This window comes from Trinickia sp., assembly GCF_051953405.1.
Taxonomy (GTDB): domain Bacteria; phylum Pseudomonadota; class Gammaproteobacteria; order Burkholderiales; family Burkholderiaceae; genus Trinickia.
The window spans coordinates 1-18,815 of the sequence record NZ_JBQCIV010000083.1; the positions used below are offsets into that span (position 1 = coordinate 1).

Genomic DNA, 18,815 nt, shown 5'->3' on the forward strand with positions numbered 1-18,815 from the left:
TGAAGTCGACGGTGTCTTCCTTGATGTCTTCCATGAGCTCCATGGCGGGGGCGGCCATGCGGGCTTCGGTGTAACGCATGGCGGCAGGGGGGTCGCCGTCGAGGGAGCCGAAGTTGCCCTGGCCGTCGACGAGCATGTAGCGCAGCGAAAAATTCTGAGCCATGCGCACGATCGTGTCGTACACCGCGGTGTCGCCGTGCGGATGGTACTTACCGATGACGTCGCCGACGATACGCGCCGACTTCTTATAGGCGCGGTTCCAGTCGTTGTTCAGCTCGTGCATCGCGTACAGCACACGGCGGTGCACCGGCTTCAGGCCGTCCCGGACATCGGGGAGCGCGCGCCCCACGATCACGCTCATCGCGTAATCGAGATACGAACGGCGCATTTCCTCCTCGAGGGAGATCGGCAGAGTCTCTTTGGCGAATTGATCCATTATCCGTATCGTGTTCGGGCGTGAGCGGAGCCGGCGCGACGCGCCCGCTTCCACCCACTCCCGCAGCCCCGGCAGGAAGCGCCGGGCATCACGCGATTCTAACATGGCCGTCATCGGCGCCCGACGCTCGCGGCACGTACTCCCCTACGCGCCTACGCAAGACGAGTCGCCGATACGCGTCATGGCTGCCGGCGGCGGCATCCGTTTTTTTTCGCCTGCGCTGGCACGCATCGTGCGACCGGCGAACGCCCCGAAAAGCCCGCCGCGCCTTCCTGTTGCTGAGGCACCACAATCGAAACGGCCGGCGGGAGGCGGTAGGATTTTTTTTTCGTAAGAAGGGAACGATATGGCAAAATGCCAACGCACTTGGTTAGACGCTGCTCGAAGTGTCCACAGGGTCGCGGTTTTTTGTGCCGCACCAATGTTATACTTCGAGCAATGTATGACTAGTCTTCGTCATCCAAGCTCGCAGTAAACCTGCGGTAATCTCAATTTCGAGAGGAGAAATATGAATAAATTTTCAAAGCTCGCGTTCATTGCAGCTACCGCAGTCGTGGCTGCATCCGCATCGGCACAGTCGGTGCCGGCGTCGCGACAAGCTACGAACGACAACTGGGTGAACGGCACGGGCGAATACGTGTGGATGAACGGCACGAACGAGCTTTGCTGGCGCGATGCCTTCTGGACGCCGGCTACGGCCAACGCCAAGTGTGACGGCGCGCTCGTCGCACAAGCTCCGACGCCGCCCGCACCGGCCGCTGCCGCTGCTCCGGCCCTGACGAGCGAGAAGGTGACGTACCAAGCCGATTCGCTGTTCGACTTCGACAAGGCTGTCCTGAAGCCGGAAGGCAAGGAAAAGCTGGACGATCTGGCCTCGAAGATCGAAGGCATGAACGTGGAAGTCGTCGTTGCAACGGGTTACACCGACAAGATCGGTTCGGACAAGTACAACGACCGTCTGTCGCTGCGCCGCGCGCAAGCCGTGAAGGCTTACTTGGTCAGCAAGGGTGTGCCGGCCAACAAGATCTACACGGAAGGCAAGGGCAAGCGCAATCCGGTCAAGACGGACTGCTACCAGAAGAACCGCAAGGCGCTCATCGCCTGCCTGGCACCGAACCGCCGCGTGGAAGTCGAAGTCGTCGGTACGCAGAACAAGCAGTAAGCTGCACCTGCTTCGGCATCGCGAAAAACCCCGCTTCGGCGGGGTTTTTTTCTGTCGATGGCCGCGTCGAGCGGTCCCGTTTTGCCGCAGCGCGCAACCCTCGATATACTCAGCCTAATCCCCGCCTCCCCTGCCCGCACCGTTATGACGAATGCCGATCCCCACGAGCTCCGGAAATTTAGCGACCTCGCACACCGTTGGTGGGATCCGAACGCCGAATTCAAACCCTTGCACGAACTCAACCCGGTCCGGCTCGGCTGGATCGATGCCCATGCCCACTTGCCGGGCAAGCGCGTCCTCGATGTCGGCTGCGGCGGCGGCATCCTGTCCGAATCGATGGCAGGCCTCGGCGCGCAAGTGAAAGGGATCGACCTGTCGAATCAGGCGCTCGGCGTGGCCGATCTGCATAGCCTCGAAAGCGGCGTGGCGGTCGAATACGAGGAGATCGCGGCCGAGGCGCTTGCCGCGCGCGAGAGCGCGAGCTACGACGTCGTGACCTGCATGGAAATGCTCGAGCACGTCCCCGATCCCGCGGCGATCGTGAAAGCCTGCGCAACGCTCGTCAAACCGGGCGGCTGGGTGTTCTTTTCGACGCTGAACCGCAACGTGAAGTCGTATCTGCTCGCCGTGATCGGCGCCGAGTACATCGCGCAAATGCTGCCGAAAGGCACGCACGACTACGCGCGCTTCATTCGCCCCTCGGAACTCGCGGGTTTCGCCCGCGCGGCCGGTTTGCGAGAGGTCGAAGTCAAAGGCATCACCTATCGCCCGCTGGGCAAGCACTTCGCTTTGTCGGACGACACGAGCGTCAACTATTTGTTCGCCTGCCGCCGCGACAGCTAGGCGGCTAGGTTCCCGGCAAGCGGTCGCTGCGCGTCGCTTGCGATTCGATTGCGATTCGATTGCCTCGGATCGCGTGACTCAATCTCGCCAGCCCATTTGTTCAGACTCATGAGCCAGACCACCTCGCAGCCGGCGCAGCACGACGACGCGCCGCAGATCGCGCAATGCTGCGCCGCCCTGTTCGACCTCGACGGAACGCTCGCCGATACCGCGCCCGATCTCGTGGCCGCAGTCAACAAGATGCGGCGCGACCGCGGGCTCGAACTCGTGCCCGTGGAGCAACTGCGGCCATTGGCCTCGGCTGGCGCGCGGGGTCTGCTCGGCGGCGCCTTCGGCATCGGCCCCGACGATCGGGAATTCGCGCCGATGCGCGAGGAGTTCCTCGCGAACTACGAAGCGGACCTGTGCATCGAAACGACGCTGTTTCCCGGTATCGCGCAACTGCTCGATGCGCTGGATGGACGCGGCATCCGCTGGGGCATCGTGACGAATAAGGTCGGCCGCCTTACGGTTCCGCTCGTCGAACAGCTCGGCCTAGCCTCGCGTGCCGGCTGCGTCGTGAGCGGCGATACGACGCCGCACTCGAAGCCGCATCCGGCGCCGCTGCTTCATGCCGCGCAAGCCTTGGCGCTACCGCCAGGGAGAATCGTGTATGTCGGAGACGACCTGCGCGATGTCCAAGCGGGCTTCGCGGCCGGCATGGCCACCGTCGCCGCCGCGTACGGGTACTGCGGCGCGGATTTGCCGCCCGCGCAGTGGCACGCGCAGCACATCGTCGATTCGCCGCAGCAGCTAGCCCATTTGCTCGACGCGCTGGGCTAAACGTAATCAGCCTAATCGGCGTTATCGGGCGCTCGACGCCGGCCCGCATGGGCGAGCACGATTCGTTCGTCGCACGCCCCCTCGCGCTCTTGTTTTTCCGGCAAGGGGCACCATGTTGGCTTCTGTGAGATAATCACCGTTCGCACTTGTAGGGGCCGACCTGGTTTCGACAAGGGTTATGAAGCAGTCAGGGCATGCCGAGGACCCGTCACCTCGTTAATCAATGGGAAAAACGTAACTGCAAACGACGAAACGTTCGCACTGGCAGCCTAAGGGCCGCCGTCCTCTGCCTAGCTCACTGACGGGCTAGCGTCGCAAGACCGGTAGCAATACCGCCAGAGGTCATATACGTCAGTTAAGCCTGGGTGGCGTCACGACGCCAAGGTCGAAAATCTAGTGAATCGCCGTTGCGCAGCGTGTTCGTCCGCGTCGCTGCGGTTAAATCAAAAGACAGAACTACGCATGTAGAACTGGTTGTGGACTGCTCTTGGACGCGGGTTCGATTCCCGCCGGCTCCACCAAATACCGAAACCCCGATTGCCTATGGCCGTCGGGGTTTTTCTTTTGCGACGTCGTCCGGTCTTCCGGCTTCGCCCGGATCGACGATCGACGGCCGAAGCCGCCGAATCGCGCACGTCGATGCTGTCCTGGCGCGCCCGCTACCAGCTGAACCGATACCCCGCCTGCCCGAACACCGTGCGTCGATAGTCGCCGCCCATATTGCGCGCGTATCGGACGTCCGCATACAGCGTCGAGCGCTTGCCGAAGGTGGCCGTCACGCCCACGCCGAGTTCGTACCAGCTCTTGCCCAAGTGCTCGTTAATGGCCGTCCCCCCGACGCTCGTTTGTCCAGGCGAAAGGAAATCGTGCAGCACGTCCGCGGTGAACCACGGCGTCACGGTCGAGGTTTTCGAATCGTTCGACAGATTCGCCCTGAACAACCGGAAACCGAGACGGCCGCGTAGGCCATTGGTCGAATTCGCGGCGACCTGCGCGATGCCGTCGTCGAACCCGTTCAGATGCAGGTATTGATAGAGCAATTGCATTTGCGGCTCGATCGCCACACTCGTCGCGCCAAGGGCGAACGGCTTGCCGACCTCGCCGGAAACGCCGCCACCGAAGCCGTTCTGGCTCGCGCTCCCCCCGAAGACATCGCCGTACCGATTGCGATAGTGAGTCAATTGCCCCACGCCGTCGATATAGCTGCCATCGGACAAATAGCGCGTCCAATAACCGCCTAGCGACTGCGCCTGCGTTTCGACCGTGCCCGTCGCATTCGTCAGTTGGCCGGTGAGGCTGCGCAAGGTGTCGTTAAACGATGCCGAGGTCGAACCGAAGGTCACGGTCGCACCGGCATGGGTGCTGCTGCCATCCGTGCCGTGCGCAAGGGTCCAATCCTTGCCGAATTGGGCGAAGAAGGTCCGCTCGTCGGCCGTGAAGCGATCGCCTGCGACAGCATCGAGGTTTTGCCCACCGATACGCCCCCACAGGCCATCGCCGTGCGCGGGCTGTGCCGCGATGGCGCTGGCCTCATCGCCAACGCGCACCTGCTGCCGCCCAAGCACCGAATAACCGTAATCCGCGTTGAGCAGCGGTGTCATCGAGTAGCCGACGACGCCCGGACGATACGCGAGGGGCGCAGGCGCGACCACGCCTGTGCCCGATGTGGCGGAACCGCTCGCGGCTGCCGACGGGCCCGTCTGCGAATTCGTCTGCTCGAGTTGGGAGCGCAGATACCAGCTATTCGCATCGGTCGATCCACCCTGGTATAGCAGATATTGAAAGGCGCCCGCCTGCACAGGGCCGGCTAAGCGGAAGCTGTTGGCGGCCGACGTCCCGCCGACTCGCACGAGTTGGATGCCGTCGCCGACAGTTTGTGCGCCGATGCCCGATCGATTGATCGCAATTGCGGTGCTGCCGCTCGCGTTCCCACCGACGACGAGCCGATCCGACTGCGACGCCGCTCCGCCTTGGTTCAGCACGGTATTGAGGACCACCTGGCCGTTGCCGGTGTAATTGCCGGCGACCTGCAGAACGTTGCCCGGCGCGCCGTTCGCCGCGGCGAGTGCCAGCGTGCCGTTGTTCGTGACGGAGCCGCCGATCTGCAGCGTGCCCGTCGAGCCCGACGCGAACACCGGCAATGCATTGGCCGCCGCGAGCGTGCCGTTATTTTGTACAGACCCGCCGATTTGGCCGTAGCCGCCAAGGGCAGCCCCCGATGCGACGAATACGTTCCCCGAGCCGCTTGTCGCTTGCGGGTGGGAAGCGTCGCCGACAATCAGCGTGCCGGCCGACACCGTCGTGCCTCCGGTGTACGTGTTGTTGGCTGTGAGCAGCAAGGTACCGACATCCGTCTTCGTCAGTGCGCCGCTGCCACCGATCGCACCGTTCAACGTGAGATTGCCCGTGGTCTGGAAGGTGCCCCCGCCGGCATTGAGCGTCACCGCCCGCGATTGAGCGAAGCTCGCTGTGTTTTGCAGGGTGCCGCCATTGAACGAGAGCGTGCCGCTCGCATTGCCCAAGTTCGCATCGCTGGCCACTTGCAGCGTGCCGGCATTGAGCGCGGTACCGCCCGTGTAGGTATTGTTAGCCGTCAGGACGGTGGTGCCCGTGCCGAGCTGATTGACGGTGCCGGTGCCGGAAATCTGGCCGCTATAGGTGGTGGTATCGGAGCGGTCGAACGCCAGCGTGCCATTATTCGTTACGTTGCCCGCAATCGAGCCCGACGCGCCGCCGTTGCCGAGTTGCAACGTGCCCGCCGAAATGGTCGTGCCGCCCGTGTAGCTGCTGTTTCCAGTTAGCACCACCGTCCCCGTGCCCATCTGGCTGACTGCCCCGGTCCCGGAAATCTGCCCGTTATCAACAACCGTGTCCGAGCGATCGAAGGCCAGGGTGCCGTTGTTCGTCACGTTGCCCGCGATCGAACCCGACGTGCCCCCGTTACCGATTTGCAGCGTGCCCGCCGAAATCGTCGTGCCGCCTGTGTAGGCATTGTTGCCGGTCAGCACCAGCGTGCCGGCACCGAGTTTGGTCAACGCGCCCACGCCCGTGAAGGGCGAGGCTGCCGTGTCCACGAAGCTGCTCGTATCGATGCTGAGTCCTCCGGCGGCAAGGTTGAGTTCGGTGCCCGTGAAGCCGCCGATAAACGCGGCATTGTTGGCCGTGGCGCGCAAGGTGCCGCCATCGAAGTTGGCCTGCGCACTGCCCGCTCCGGCCGTCAGCGCCTGCGTCGCGAGCGTGCCGCTGCTCGAGAGGTTAAGCGTGGATGTCGAGGCCGCGGCGAGCGGCGAAGCGGCTGTCATCGTCACCGTATTGGCCGTTACCGCCGCACCGTTGGCGACCGTCAGCGAGCCGTGCCCCCAGTTGCCGATGTTGAGTGCCCCGCCGGTGCTGAACTGCGATCCCGCGCCCGTGACCGTGACGATCCCGGTTCCCGTCGTGCTCAGGTTTAACCCGCCGAGCGTGACATTGCCCGTCGCGGCCACGGCGCCACCGTTCGTCACGTTCAACGTATTGCTGCCGGGTTGGTTGCCCGCGCCCGTGCCGACCGACAAGGTTCCCCCGACCGTCCACTTCGACCCGGCGCCGGAAACGTTGGCGGTGTTGACCGTGGTTGGCGCGAAATCGGACATCGTTGCGTTGCCCGTCGTGAGCGTCGCGCCACCTGTTACGTTCAGCGTCCCGCTACCCCCGCTCGCCCCGAGATTGATGGCGCCCGCCACACTAACCGTGGCACCATTGGCAATGTTTAACGTACCCGGCGCCGAGGTGCCGGTGATGCCGCTGGTCTTGCCCGTACCCAGTGCAACGCTCGTAGCGGACCATGACGACCCCGCGCCCGTCACCGTTACCGTGGCGGAGCCAGTGACAGACGCACCTGCATCCCAAAAACCGATGTTCGAAACGCCGGACGTCAACGTGCTGCCGTTCTGAATGGTCAGCGCGCTCGTGAATGTGTTTGGGCTCGCAGCCGGCGAGCTGCTCATCGAGAGCGTACCGATTGTCGCGGTTGCCGGGCCAGATACGCCGAGCACCGTCGGATTGGGCGAGTTCGCGTTGATCGTGACCGTCGCACCGCCAGTCGGCGCGACGCCGGTGGACCAGTTGCCGCCGACCGTCCAGTCGTTGCTCGTGGTGCCGGTCCAGACCTGCGCGCTCGCCGGCAGCGACCAGCAGAACGCAGCCAGCGCAGCGGCGCCGATCCCCGCCGCGACAGCTTGGCCTCGCCCCTTTTCCCGTCCGCCTTTACCGTACTGAGCGGACAACTCGGAGGCGACCACCCAGGCGCCGAGCGTAGTCGACCAGATAACGCGAAACATGCGATTCATTTTTATATTGCTCCAGCAAGGGATGCTCGAATTGTCACGACGCACGGCATCGCCGACTCGCCTTGCGTACAAGGCAAGCGATTGCCAAAACCAGGCTTCGCGAATGCGGCTCGATTAGATTAGGACTACTAAGTTTTTATCGTTGACCTATCACCCCGGATTGGTGTGTCCGCCTCGGCGTCGAATGACGCATAGCGCATCTCGCATAGCTCGACGCCGAGACGGCGGGCAAGCACGCATGCACCGAAAGCATGAATTGGCACCTTCGCCAAACGTTTGCCTTAACTTTCTCGCGTCCCAGTATTCGGGCAAGACGGCTCAAGTATTCGTATGACTTTGCTTGAGACCGAATCGTTTGTCTAGACAAAGCGCGGCGGCTGGCGTCAAAGTTTGCAATTTTTAACATTGGCCGAGAGACTGCCGATCAATGTAGAAAACATGGCGCTCGATCGCCGTAAAGGCGCAGCCTCGACGCGCCCATCGCGCTTAAATAAATTGAATGGATTCGACTTTCGGACGTGCGCAGAGAAACCCGATGCCGCACCGACAACTCAAGGCATATCGCCAAGCTCGTAACTTGTACTGCGCCCGCCGCCTTGTGATTTCCTCAATACGCCCCGCGTCAACAAATCGCCGATATCGCGCAATGCGGTATCGGGCGAGCATTTGGCAATCGCCGCCCATTTGCTCGACGTGAGCTTTCCTTCGAAGCCGTCCAGCAGCCGATTGAGCAGCTTCGCCTGCCGTTCGTTGAACGGCGTGCTGCCCCAACGCTGCCAGAAGCGTGCCTTGACGAGCACCGAGTCGAGCGTGACCTGCGCTTCGGCGACCGCACGCGCCAGCGTGGCAAGAAACCACGCCAGCCAGTCGTCGATGTCGAGCGAACTCCGTTGAGTGCGCTCCAAGATCGCGTAGTAAGCCGAGCGATCGCGCTGAATCTGCGCCGATAGGCTGTAAAAGCGCTGCGGACTGCCGTCGGCACGGGCCAACAGCAGATCGCCGATAGCTCGAGCGATCCGGCCATTGCCGTCATCGAACGGATGCAACGTCACGAACCAAAGATGCCCAATGCCCGCCCTGATGAGCGGTGGCTCGCGAGAAGGTGCGTTGAGCCACGCCAGAAAACGCGCTGTCTCGCGCTCGAGGCATTCGGCGGGCGGCGCGTCGAAGTGAACGCGCTGCCGGCCGATCGGACCCGAAACGACTTGCATAGGACCGTGCGCATCGTCGCGCCAATGCCCCACACCAATCTTCGAAAGACCCGAATAGCCTGTAGGAAACAAGGCGCCGTGCCACGAGAATAAACGTTCGCGCGTGACCGGCCGATCGCGGTTGGACGTTGCGTCCATCACCATATCGACCACGCCTTCGACATGCCGATCGACAGGAGCCAGCGCGCCAATGTCGACGCCCAAACGACGAGCGATCGACGAACGAACGGAGCCGACATCGAGGCGCTCGCCTTCGATTTCGCTTGTCTTGACGACGTCGTCGGTCAATGCGTGCAAGCTCGCTTGATCCCGCAATGCGCTCCCCACATCGGCCAAGCGTCCGAGCAAACGGCCTTGCGCGAGACTGACCTCGGCCAAGGGCTGCGCGAGTTCCGCGAGGTCGTAGCGCCAACGCGGCCAATCGTCGTGCTGCCAAATATAGGTGTAATCTCCGCAATCCATGCGGAGATTATTGACCCTAATCTCCGCACGCGCAACCGTGGGCCACGATTGGCACTACTGAGCGTCGTCGGGACACTGCAGGTTGCAGCCGTCGGGATCGCCGTTGTCGCCGCGCTTGCGCAGCTTGCTGGTACGCGTTTGGTACTTTTTCGACGGCGCCGATGCGGCGAATTCCATCTGCGGATGCTCTTGGATCCGGAATTGGTCCTGCAAGATGCCGCCCGGCACGCCAGGGGTATTCTGCGCAAACGCGACGGAAGCCACCGCCGACAGCACGCCGGCCGCGGCAAAACCAACGCATAGGTTCGAAAGCGATTTCATAAGGAGTGCACGCCAGCCGGCGCGGGCAAGTTCGGTCGAATGCGAAAGAACCGTTAGCGTAACGCACAACCCTCGGTCCTTGCAGCTAATCCCGTCGCCGCGCGGTCGTCGCTCGGTTACCGCCGTAATCGAAGCCGAGCGTCGAACGTCGTTGGGCCGCCCGTTCGCCCGGCTAGGCGCGATCCGCCGCCCCCGATAACGCGACACCCCGTAAGCCCGCCGCGACATCGACAAGCTCCCCGCAGTGCGCCGGGTCGTAGCCTTCGAGCGCCGCCACGCCCGCGCGAAATTCGTCGCTGCGCAGCACCGCAAGCGCCGATGCCAGCGGCTGCGCCGCGAGCCGCGCGCGATCGCAGGCGAAGTAGTAATCCTCGTCGATCACCGGCACGAAATCGAGGCCGAAATGGTAGGCAGCCGGCGCCACACCGAAACCGGCATCGGCCATCCCGCTCGCCACGAACGCCGCGATCGCCGTGTGCGTCAATTCGGTCGACGCATAACCGTTGATCCGCTCAGGATCGATGCCGATGCTATTCAAGGCGAGATCCACCAGGAGCCGCGTTCCGGAGCCCGGCTGGCGATTGACGAAGCGCACATCGGGCCGAGCGAGATCGTCCAGACCGCGCACGCCTTTCGGATTGCCCTTCGTGAGAAACAGCCCTTGCTTGCGGGCTGTCAGATAAACGAGCACATGACGCCGCGGATCGAGCCAACGCCGATAAATATCGGCGCACAGCTCGCGAAACGCACCGCGCGGCAGGTGAAAGCCGGCGAAATCGCATTCGCCGCGTGCCAGCGCCGCGACGGCCTCCGCGCTCTCCCGGTACTTGATATCCACCGAATTCGCCGCCTGCGCATGCAATCGTGCGACGAGCGCCGCGACGGCATAGCCGTGCGACGCATGAATACGCATCGTGGCGCCGACACCGAGCTGCCGGTTCAATTCGGCCCCCACCTCGTTCTCCAGTTGCTTCAACGGGCTGTCGAGCCGCTCCGTACACGCGCGCTGCGCCTGCACCACGGCCTTGCCCAGCGCCGACAGCGCCGACCCCTTGCCTCGCGCCTTCGTGATCAACTCGCCGCCGAGCCGAGCCTCCAGCGCGCGCAACAGACCCCATGCGTGCCGGTACGACAACTGCCGTTCGCCGGCCGCCTGTGCGATGCTGCCCGTTTCGTCGATCAACGCCAGCAGCGGCACGATGTCGGTCAAGCTCGCCTCGCGGCCCGCACTGTCGCGTACGAGCAATTGTGCGACGCATTTGATCTCGATCATTTATGAACTCGGATTTCCTATTGCATAACGCATAGCCCGCGCCTATTGTTCGGAAACAACGGCTAAAGCCGAGCATATATGCACGCCATATGACGAGCAAGTGCATATTGATGGAGTCTAAGAGGAGCCCCACCTTGGAACCTTCCAGCGCCGCGGCGCCCGACGAACTCGTTCGCCGGCATGCTTCGCCGGGCGCATCGCTGATCGCGGTGCTGCACGCCATTCAAGACGATGCGGGTTTCGTCCCGCCCGAAGTCGTCGCGCCGCTGGCGCGCGTCTTCAATCTTTCGCGCGCCGAGGTGCATGGCGTCATCACGTACTACCACCACTTCCGCACGCAGCCGCCCGCGCCCGTCACGATTGCGTTGTGCCGCGCCGAAGCCTGCCGCAGCATGGGCACCGAGGCCTTGGCCCGCCACATCGAAAATCGCACCCAGTGCCGCTTCGATGCGGCTCGCGCCGCCGCTCACGCAAGCCCCGCGGGCGCACCGGCGTGCCACGGCGAAGTCGAACTGGAATCGGTCTACTGCCTCGGTCAATGCGCGTTGTCGCCCTCGATGACGATCAACGGGGCGTTGCACGTCAAAGTGACCCCCGAGAAATTCGACGCGTTGTACGAGCAGGCTTGTGCCAATGCACCGTCGAACCTCGTCCAGCAGAAGGAGTCCGCATGAGCACGCGTGTTTTCGTTCCCTGCGATTCCTCGGCCCTGGCACTCGGCGCCGATGCGATCGCCGCGGCGATCGTGCAAGAGGCGGCGCGGCGTTCGCTCGACATCCAGCTCGTGCGAAACGGCTCGCGTGGACTGCTTTGGCTCGAACCCCTCGTTGAAGTACAAACCGACCGAGGCCGCGTCGGTTACGGCAACGTCGAGACGCTCGACGTCGCATCGCTCTTCGACGCCGGATTCCTGAGCGGCGGCGCGCACCCGCGCGCGGTCGGTATCGTCGACGACATCCCCTATCTGAAGCAGCAACAGCGTTTGACGTTCTCGCGCTTGGGGCTGACCGATCCGCTGTCGATCGACGATTACGTCGCGCACGGCGGCCTCTCGGGTCTGACGAATGCGCTCGCCATGAGCGCCGAGGCCGCCTGCGAGACGGTGCTCGAATCGGGCCTGCGCGGCCGCGGCGGCGCCGCGTTTCCGGCCGGCATCAAATGGCGCACGGTCCGCGAGGCGAAGGCCGCGCAAAAATACATCGTCTGCAATGCGGACGAGGGCGACTCGGGCACCTTCTCCGACCGTCTGGCCATGGAAGGCGACCCGTTCGCGCTGATCGAGGGCATGATCATCGCCGGCATCGCGACGGGCGCCACGCGCGGCTACCTCTACGTGCGCAGCGAATACCCGCACGCGATCGCCATGCTCGAGCAAGCCATCGACAAAGCGCGCGCGGCCGGCTGGCTCGGCGAGCGCGTGCTCGCCTCCGAGCATCGGTTCGAACTCGAAGTGGCCAAGGGCGCGGGCTCCTATGTCTGCGGCGAGGAAACGGCGCTGCTCGAATCGCTCGAAGGCAAACGCGGCGTCGTTCGCGCGAAGCCGCCCGTGCCTGCGCTGGCGGGGCTGTTCGGGCAGCCTACGGTCGTCAACAATGTCATCACGCTGGCGACGGTACCCATCATCTTCGCGCGCGGCGCGGCGTTCTATCGCGACTTCGGCATGGGCCGCTCTCGCGGCACGCTACCGTTCCAATTGGCCGGCAACATCAAACGCGGCGGCCTCGTCGAACTCGCCTTCGGCGTGACGCTGCGCGAACTCGTCGAGACCTTCGGCGGCGGTACCGCAAGCGGCCGCCCGGTGCGCGCCGTGCAAGTCGGCGGCCCGCTCGGCACCTATCTGCCCGAAAGCCAGTGGGACATCCCGATGGACTACGAGGCCTACGCGCAAGTGGGGGCCGTCATCGGACACGGCGGGCTCGTCGTACACGACGACACGTCGAACTTAGCCGAACTCGCCCAGTACGCCATGCACTTTTGCGCCGTCGAATCGTGCGGCAAATGCACGCCGTGCCGGATCGGATCGACACGCGGCGTGGAAGTCATCGCACGCATCCGCGAAGGCGATACGTCGGACAAGCAAGTCACGCTGCTGCGCGATTTGTGCGACACGATGGTGGCGGGTTCGCTCTGCGCCATGGGCGGCATGACGCCCTACCCCGTGCTGTCCGCCCTCGACCATTTTCCCGAAGACTTCGGTCTTCCCGCCGTGCCGAAAGCGGCCGCGGCTTGAGATTGACGGAGCCTCCCATGTCCGATGCATCCGCCCGTACCCCTTCCGCCCCGACGAATTCGGGAGGCTGCGGCTCGGCTCACTGCGCGTGCCGGTCGAACGCCGCCGGCCCCCTCGACGATACCGATTACGGCACGCCTCGCCGGCATGCCGACACCGACGTCACGCTGGAAATCGACGGCTGCAGCATCACGGTTCCCGCCGGGACGTCCGTCATGCGGGCCGCGATCGAAGCCGGGGTGAACGTGCCCAAACTGTGCGCGACCGATTCGCTCGAACCCTTCGGTTCATGCCGCCTGTGTCTCGTCGAAATCGAAGGCAAACGCGGGTATCCCGCCTCGTGCACGACACCCGTCGAAGCGGGCATGCGCGTGCGTACGCAGAGCGATCGGCTACAAGCACTGCGGCGCAACGTGATGGAGCTCTACATCTCCGATCACCCGCTCGATTGTCTGACGTGCCCGGCCAACGGCGACTGCGAGTTGCAGGACATGGCGGGCGTCGTCGGCTTGCGCGAAGTGCGCTACGGCTTCGACGGTGCGAACCACTTGAAGGACACCAAGGACGAGTCGAATCCGTACTTCACCTACGATCCGTCCAAGTGCATCGTCTGCAATCGCTGCGTGCGTGCGTGCGAAGAAACGCAGGGCACGTTCGCGTTGACGATCGCGGCCCGCGGTTTCGAATCGCGCGTTGCCGCAAGCCAGAGCCAACCGTTCATGGAGTCGGAGTGCGTATCGTGCGGCGCGTGCGTCGCCGCCTGTCCAACTGCCACGCTCGTCGAAAAAACGGTCACGTTCTCGGGCCAACCCGAGCACTCGGTTGTGACGACCTGCGCGTATTGCGGCGTCGGCTGCTCGTTCAAGGCCGAGATGAACGGCTCGCAGGTCGTGCGCATGACCCCGCACAAAAACGGCCAAGCCAACGAAGGCCACGCCTGCGTGAAAGGCCGCTTCGCATGGGGCTATGCCACGCACAAAGACCGCATCACGAAGCCGATGATCCGCGCCAAGATCACCGACCCATGGCGCGAGGTGAGCTGGGAAGAAGCGATCGCTTATGCCGCGTCCGAGTTCCGGCGCATTCAGGCGAAGCACGGGCGCGATTCGATCGGTGGGATCACCTCGTCGCGTTGCACGAACGAAGAAACCTATCTCGTCCAGAAGCTCGTGCGCGCCGCCTTCGGCAACAATAACGTCGATACGTGTGCCCGCGTCTGTCATTCCCCGACCGGCTACGGCCTGAAAACGACGATCGGCGAATCGGCCGGCACGCAAACATTCGCCTCGGTTGCCCACGCCGATGTCATCATGGTCATCGGCGCCAACCCGACCGACGGCCATCCGGTGTTCGGCTCGCGGCTCAAGCGTCGCCTGCGCGAAGGCGCCAAGCTCATCGTGGCCGACCCGCGGCGCATCGATCTCGTCGACGGCCCGCACGTGAAGGCCGACTTCCATCTGCCATTGCGCCCCGGCACCAACGTCGCGCTCGTCAACGCACTGGCGCACACGATCGTGACGGAAGGCCTGCTCAACGAAGCGTTCATCGCCGAGCGCTGCGAGCCGCTGGCATTCGAGCAATGGCGCGCGTTTGTCGTCAAACCTGAAAACTCCCCGGAGGCGACAGCCGAGATCACCGGCGTACCGGCCACGCTCGTGCGCGAAGCGGCGCGCCTGTATGCGACGGGCGGCAACGCGGCGATTTACTACGGCCTGGGCGTGACCGAGCATGCGCAAGGTTCGACGATGGTCATGGGCATCGCGAATCTGGCGATGGCGACGGGCAACATCGGCCGCGAAGGTGTCGGCGTCAATCCGCTGCGCGGCCAAAACAACGTGCAAGGTTCGTGCGACATGGGCTCGTTCCCGCACGAGCTGCCCGGTTACCGTCATATTGGCGGCGACGAGGTACGGCACGAATTCGAAGCCGCTTGGGGCGTGCAACTGCAAGCCGAACCGGGGCTGCGCATTCCCAACATGTTCGATGCGGCGCTCGACGGCAGCTTCAAGGGGCTCTATTGCCAGGGCGAGGATATCGTCCAGTCCGATCCGGACACGCAACATGTTGCGGCCGCGCTCACGTCGATGGAATGCATCGTCGTGCAGGACATCTTCCTGAACGAAACGGCCAAGTACGCGCACGTGTTCCTGCCGGGCTCCTCGTTCCTCGAAAAAGACGGCACGTTCACGAATGCGGAGCGCCGTATCTCGCGCGTGCGCCGCGTCATGCCGCCGCTCGCGGGCTTTGCGGATTGGGAAGTCACGCTCATGCTCTCGCGCGCGCTCGGCTACGAGATGGACTATGCGACGCCGTCGGAGATCATGGACGAGATCGCGCGGCTTACGCCGACGTTCCATGGTGTGTCCTATGCGTTGATCGACCGGCTCGGCAGCGTGCAGTGGCCCTGCAACGAGCAAGCGCCCGAGGGCACGCCGACGATGCACGTGGACGAATTCGTGCGCGGCAAGGGCAAATTCGTGATCACGCAATTCGTCGCCTCGCGCGAGAAAGTGACGAGACGCTATCCGCTCTTGCTGACCACGGGCCGCATTCTCTCTCAGTACAACGTCGGCGCGCAGACGCGTCGCACGGAAAACTCGCGTTGGCACGAAGAAGATCGCCTCGAGCTGCATCCGCACGACGCCGAGGAACGCGGCATCAAGACAGGCGATTGGGTCGGCATCGAATCGCGTTCGGGGCAAACCGTGCTGCGCGCACTCGTGAGCGAACGGATGCAGCCTGGCGTCGTCTACACGACGTTCCACTTCCCCGAGTCCGGGGCAAACGTCATTACGACGGACAGTTCGGATTGGGCGACGAATTGCCCCGAGTACAAAGTCACGGCCGTGCAGGTGCAGCCGGTGGCGCAGCCGTCGCAGTGGCAGCAACAGTACGAACGCTTCAACGAAACGCAGCTCGAGTTGCTGCGCGAGCGCGAGCGGTCGCTAGCGGAAGCGGCGAACGGGAAATGAGCACGCTACCCGGTAACCTGAGACAGACGAACCTAGACGAGCGGCGATGAAGATCGAGCACTTGATCGAGATGGCGAATCAGATCGGCGATTTTTTCGCGTCGATGCCCGATCGCGAGGAAGCGCTCGCGAGCATCGCCGATCATATCCGGCGCTTTTGGGAGCCGCGCATGCGGCGCGCGATCCTCGCTTCGCTCGACGATCCGGCTGCGAGCGAAGCGATGTCGCCGATCGTGCGCGAGGCGCTGACACGTTCGCGTGAGGCGTTGACGCCGAAAGCGACGGCGTGAGTGCCGGGAGCGATCTGCCGAAACCAGACGTGGGCTGCCGTGCGCACGGCAGCCTATTGCTCGGGGTCGGGAAGCCTTACACCGCCCACCGGGTAGTCCTTGTAGTCTTCGAGAATCTTGGCGCCAGCCGCTTTTGCTGCCTCTTCGCTTTTCTTGCGAGCGGCTAGCTTTCGCGTCACTTCCGATTGCTTGTAGGTCTTCCAGTCGCCCTTGGTCGGGCCGTAGAAGCTGCCCGAAGCCGCATCGGCCGACTTGATGGTGACTGACAATTCATCGAACACAATTGGCATCTCGGGGCTGCGCGCATCCCTTCGATAACACAGCACGATCGTGGCGCCGTTCTTGATCCAATACCACCTTGACACGCTCTTGCTCAGACTGACCCAGTCTTCTCGCGTCATTTGGTACGAGGGATCGATGCCCCAAGATTCCTGCCATTGCGCCGAGTAACCCCGGTTTTGATAGTCCGATACGAACGCAATCGTGTCTCGGCCCGACAGCCTTGGATGACTGAACCTGATCCAGCGCCGCCAGCCCGCGCCGTTGATGCGGTTAATAGTGTCCTGAACGAGCTTGCGAACCGCCTCATCGTACTCGGACCACCCCCGAACATCGGTGCGACTCTCGGGCTGGGCCGGAAGCCAAAGGTCGAGTTCGATCTCGTCGACGCCCTCCCCGGCCGAGCCCTCCTCATAAAATGCCAAATGCTCAACTGGCGGGAAGGTAATCGTGTGGTAGTCATCCTTTAGCACGACCGTTGCCCCGAGGACCTCATTCGCCGTCCCCGCATCGTACATGCGCAGCCCGTTCACTCCGCTACGGTTGATCGACACCGGGGAACTTCTGACCACTTCGGAACCCTGCTGCCCAATTGCGATGCTTAACGATTGATTCATGATGTTCGAATGTAAAAGAGAATGTCGCGATGAGAGCGCAGGCGCTGCCACCAGAACCACGCTGGCGACAATGAACCACCAACGCGAGAGGCGGTTACGCATCCCACCACCTGGCGATCACCTTGATCTGCCCTACGATGTATTCGCGGTGCGGCGGCTTGCCATCGCGCCCTACTACTCCAGTCATAAGCTTGTGGTACTTCTTAAGGATCTGCTTGACATACTTCATCCGCGCGTTGACGTCGTATAAGTGCCCATCGCACGGCTTCATCCGCGCCGCGATGTCGTCGCGAGTGATGCCATAGGGCGCGACATCGCGTTCATAGATTTCGTCGTCAACCTTGGCCTCGGCATGGAAGAACAGCGTGGGATCGGTCGCACCGACTAGCCAACCTAGCCCCGGGATTGCGCGCGCCAAATCATTTTTATCCATTGCATCCCGGAATTCCGGCCGGTCATAAATCATTCGTTGAAGGTGCAGTTCCTGTTCGTGCTTCAGTGATTCCAATGCCGCGTCGTACGCACGCTCGTGCTTCGTATCCAAATCGTCAGCCCGCTCGTACGCCTGGATGTGCCCAAACGCCTCCCTCAAATGCGTAGTCATCCGACAGTTATTCACTTCCGCCAGCGCGGCGCCATCTCTTATCGGCATGCCGAAATCGGGATCATCGAAATCATCCGCCGCCACCTGTTTGCGGAGCACATCCAGCAAACCCTTAAACGGCCCCGTCGCCCACGGCTGCTCGAGAAGCATCCGCTTGACCGGCGCATCATAGGTCTCGACGTTGCGTCGCTCGCTGCAATGGTTGAACGACTTTGCACCGTACTGCCGATAAAACAGATGCCACGGCACCACTTCAAGGAAGAGCCACAGGTTTCCTTTCGCAAGGTAGTAATACGTCACGGCCGCTGCGTAACGCACCGCTTCGAACGCCGAGCGCGACTCGGTGCTGTAGAACTTGCGTGCGGTCTCCATCCCGTCCGCCACCTGCTTGGCCGCAAATGCAGCTAGCCCCGGCCAATAGAACCGGCCCTCCTTATGGGTGCCCTCATCGCCCAGGAAGAGTTGTGCGTAGTTGCCCGCCGTACGCTGGGCCCGCCTCACGCAATCCTCCACCAGGAAGAGGCCGATTTTCCCTTCCAATTCCTCCCCCAACTTCTCCAGTGCCTCCATCTGCATGATCGACCACTGGTCCTCGCACGTCACGATACAAGTGACGCACTTATTGGGCTCTTTGCTCGTCATCGCAAAGCCAAGCTGCCGTCCCGCCACATGGGGCAACTCGGATTCAAAAAACGCCACTGGCGTTGATCGCGTCGCGCTCATCGGATGTTGGACTCCTCTCTCTGAAACAACGAATACTTGAACTTGGTCCGCGTGCCCTCGCTCTTTACGCTCAGCGCCGAGGCGGTCGTACCCGCGACACTAGCCGCCTGCCGGACAAAATCGCTCCGCATCTGAAAGAAGTGCTGTAGCCCGTCCACGGCAGCGCCCGCTTCATCGCTGAACTTGTACTGAACGTTGTAAGGGCCCTCGGATTTGTCGAACCCCTTCAGATCCGTCTTCATC

At 63.1% G+C, this 18,815-nt stretch carries 15 protein-coding genes and 1 other RNA gene; 8 read left to right on the plus strand and 8 right to left on the minus strand.

Annotation, left to right across the window (positions count from 1 at the left end; translation table 11 throughout):
* Window positions 1-436 (minus strand): DNA gyrase subunit A (locus ACTHN9_RS14365; protein ID WP_440537436.1); only part of this gene is annotated, 436 nt, incomplete at its 3' end.
* A gap of 508 nt (window positions 437-944) precedes the next feature.
* Between ACTHN9_RS14365 and ompA the strand changes: the two genes are divergently transcribed.
* The 4 genes from ompA to ssrA all read left to right on the plus strand — a co-directional run bounded on the left by ompA (window position 945) and on the right by ssrA (window position 3,784).
* Window positions 945-1,598: an outer membrane protein OmpA gene (gene ompA / locus ACTHN9_RS14370; protein WP_440537437.1), complete on the plus strand. Its 654-nt coding sequence runs from the start codon at window positions 945-947 to the stop codon at window positions 1,596-1,598.
* A 144-nt stretch (window positions 1,599-1,742) separates the two neighbouring features.
* The gene (gene ubiG, locus ACTHN9_RS14375) at window positions 1,743-2,441 is read left to right on the plus strand and encodes a bifunctional 2-polyprenyl-6-hydroxyphenol methylase/3-demethylubiquinol 3-O-methyltransferase UbiG (protein ID WP_440537438.1); all 699 of its coding nucleotides are present in this window, start codon (window positions 1,743-1,745) and stop codon (window positions 2,439-2,441) included.
* 108 nt (window positions 2,442-2,549) lie between these two features.
* Window positions 2,550-3,263, plus strand: a complete 714-nt coding sequence (locus tag ACTHN9_RS14380; RefSeq protein WP_440537439.1) for an HAD family hydrolase — start codon at window positions 2,550-2,552, stop codon at window positions 3,261-3,263.
* Between the two features lie 151 nt (window positions 3,264-3,414).
* Window positions 3,415-3,784: a transfer-messenger RNA gene (ssrA, locus tag ACTHN9_RS14385) on the plus strand.
* A gap of 138 nt (window positions 3,785-3,922) precedes the next feature.
* On the opposite strand, the gene ACTHN9_RS14390 is transcribed toward ssrA, so the two are convergent.
* The 4 genes from ACTHN9_RS14390 to ACTHN9_RS14405 form a co-directional block, all read right to left on the minus strand.
* Entirely contained in the window at window positions 3,923-7,591 is a 3,669-nt protein-coding gene (locus ACTHN9_RS14390) for an autotransporter outer membrane beta-barrel domain-containing protein (protein WP_440537440.1), read from the minus strand.
* A 551-nt stretch (window positions 7,592-8,142) separates the two neighbouring features.
* Window positions 8,143-9,264 carry a Fic family protein gene (locus ACTHN9_RS14395; protein WP_440537441.1) on the minus strand — a complete coding sequence of 374 codons (1,122 nt, stop codon included), beginning with the start codon at window positions 9,262-9,264 and terminating at the stop codon, window positions 8,143-8,145.
* Window positions 9,265-9,318: 54 nt separating this feature from the next.
* On the minus strand, window positions 9,319-9,585 hold the full coding sequence (locus ACTHN9_RS14400) for a hypothetical protein (protein ID WP_440537442.1): 267 nt from the start codon (window positions 9,583-9,585) through the stop codon (window positions 9,319-9,321).
* 172 nt (window positions 9,586-9,757) lie between these two features.
* Window positions 9,758-10,858: a substrate-binding domain-containing protein gene (locus tag ACTHN9_RS14405; RefSeq protein WP_440537443.1), complete on the minus strand. Its 1,101-nt coding sequence runs from the start codon at window positions 10,856-10,858 to the stop codon at window positions 9,758-9,760.
* 134 nt (window positions 10,859-10,992) lie between these two features.
* Between ACTHN9_RS14405 and ACTHN9_RS14410 the strand changes: the two genes are divergently transcribed.
* The 4 genes from ACTHN9_RS14410 to ACTHN9_RS14425 are packed head-to-tail and all read left to right on the plus strand — an operon-like array spanning window position 10,993 to window position 16,349.
* Entirely contained in the window at window positions 10,993-11,532 is a 540-nt protein-coding gene (locus ACTHN9_RS14410; protein WP_440537444.1) for an NAD(P)H-dependent oxidoreductase subunit E, read from the plus strand.
* Window positions 11,529-13,088 (plus strand): formate dehydrogenase beta subunit, encoded by a 1,560-nt coding sequence (locus ACTHN9_RS14415; RefSeq protein WP_440537445.1) that lies wholly within the window; start codon window positions 11,529-11,531, stop codon window positions 13,086-13,088. Before ACTHN9_RS14410 ends, ACTHN9_RS14415 begins: the two co-directional genes overlap by 4 nt.
* A gap of 17 nt (window positions 13,089-13,105) precedes the next feature.
* Complete coding sequence (fdhF, locus tag ACTHN9_RS14420) at window positions 13,106-16,060, plus strand: formate dehydrogenase subunit alpha (RefSeq protein ID WP_440537446.1); 2,955 nt, start codon at window positions 13,106-13,108, stop codon at window positions 16,058-16,060.
* 46 nt (window positions 16,061-16,106) lie between these two features.
* Window positions 16,107-16,349 carry a formate dehydrogenase subunit delta gene (locus ACTHN9_RS14425; protein ID WP_440537447.1) on the plus strand — a complete coding sequence of 81 codons (243 nt, stop codon included), beginning with the start codon at window positions 16,107-16,109 and terminating at the stop codon, window positions 16,347-16,349.
* A gap of 53 nt (window positions 16,350-16,402) precedes the next feature.
* On the opposite strand, the gene ACTHN9_RS14430 is transcribed toward ACTHN9_RS14425, so the two are convergent.
* The 3 genes from ACTHN9_RS14430 to ACTHN9_RS14440 all read right to left on the minus strand — a co-directional run.
* The gene (locus ACTHN9_RS14430; protein ID WP_440537448.1) at window positions 16,403-17,245 is read right to left on the minus strand and encodes a hypothetical protein; all 843 of its coding nucleotides are present in this window, start codon (window positions 17,243-17,245) and stop codon (window positions 16,403-16,405) included.
* 94 nt (window positions 17,246-17,339) lie between these two features.
* Complete coding sequence (locus tag ACTHN9_RS14435) at window positions 17,340-18,572, minus strand: DUF2515 family protein (RefSeq protein ID WP_440537449.1); 1,233 nt, start codon at window positions 18,570-18,572, stop codon at window positions 17,340-17,342.
* A partial coding sequence (locus tag ACTHN9_RS14440; RefSeq protein WP_440537450.1) for a hypothetical protein occupies window positions 18,569-18,815 on the minus strand: 247 nt, incomplete at its 5' end. The genes ACTHN9_RS14440 and ACTHN9_RS14435, both read right to left, overlap by 4 nt.

Coding starts and splice junctions, on each gene's coding strand:
- ACTHN9_RS14405 (WP_440537443.1), bottom strand. CDS start 10,858: ATGATCGAGATCAAATGCGTCGCACAATTGCTCGTACGCGACAGTGCG.
- ACTHN9_RS14390 (WP_440537440.1), bottom strand. CDS start 7,591: ATGAATCGCATGTTTCGCGTTATCTGGTCGACTACGCTCGGCGCCTGG.
- ACTHN9_RS14435 (WP_440537449.1), bottom strand. CDS start 18,572: ATGAGCGCGACGCGATCAACGCCAGTGGCGTTTTTTGAATCCGAGTTG.
- fdhF (WP_440537446.1), top strand. CDS start 13,106: ATGTCCGATGCATCCGCCCGTACCCCTTCCGCCCCGACGAATTCGGGA.
- ubiG (WP_440537438.1), top strand. CDS start 1,743: ATGACGAATGCCGATCCCCACGAGCTCCGGAAATTTAGCGACCTCGCA.
- ompA (WP_440537437.1), top strand. CDS start 945: ATGAATAAATTTTCAAAGCTCGCGTTCATTGCAGCTACCGCAGTCGTG.
- ACTHN9_RS14395 (WP_440537441.1), bottom strand. CDS start 9,264: ATGGATTGCGGAGATTACACCTATATTTGGCAGCACGACGATTGGCCG.
- ACTHN9_RS14380 (WP_440537439.1), top strand. CDS start 2,550: ATGAGCCAGACCACCTCGCAGCCGGCGCAGCACGACGACGCGCCGCAG.
- ACTHN9_RS14430 (WP_440537448.1), bottom strand. CDS start 17,245: ATGAATCAATCGTTAAGCATCGCAATTGGGCAGCAGGGTTCCGAAGTG.
- ACTHN9_RS14400 (WP_440537442.1), bottom strand. CDS start 9,585: ATGAAATCGCTTTCGAACCTATGCGTTGGTTTTGCCGCGGCCGGCGTG.
- ACTHN9_RS14425 (WP_440537447.1), top strand. CDS start 16,107: ATGAAGATCGAGCACTTGATCGAGATGGCGAATCAGATCGGCGATTTT.
- ACTHN9_RS14415 (WP_440537445.1), top strand. CDS start 11,529: ATGAGCACGCGTGTTTTCGTTCCCTGCGATTCCTCGGCCCTGGCACTC.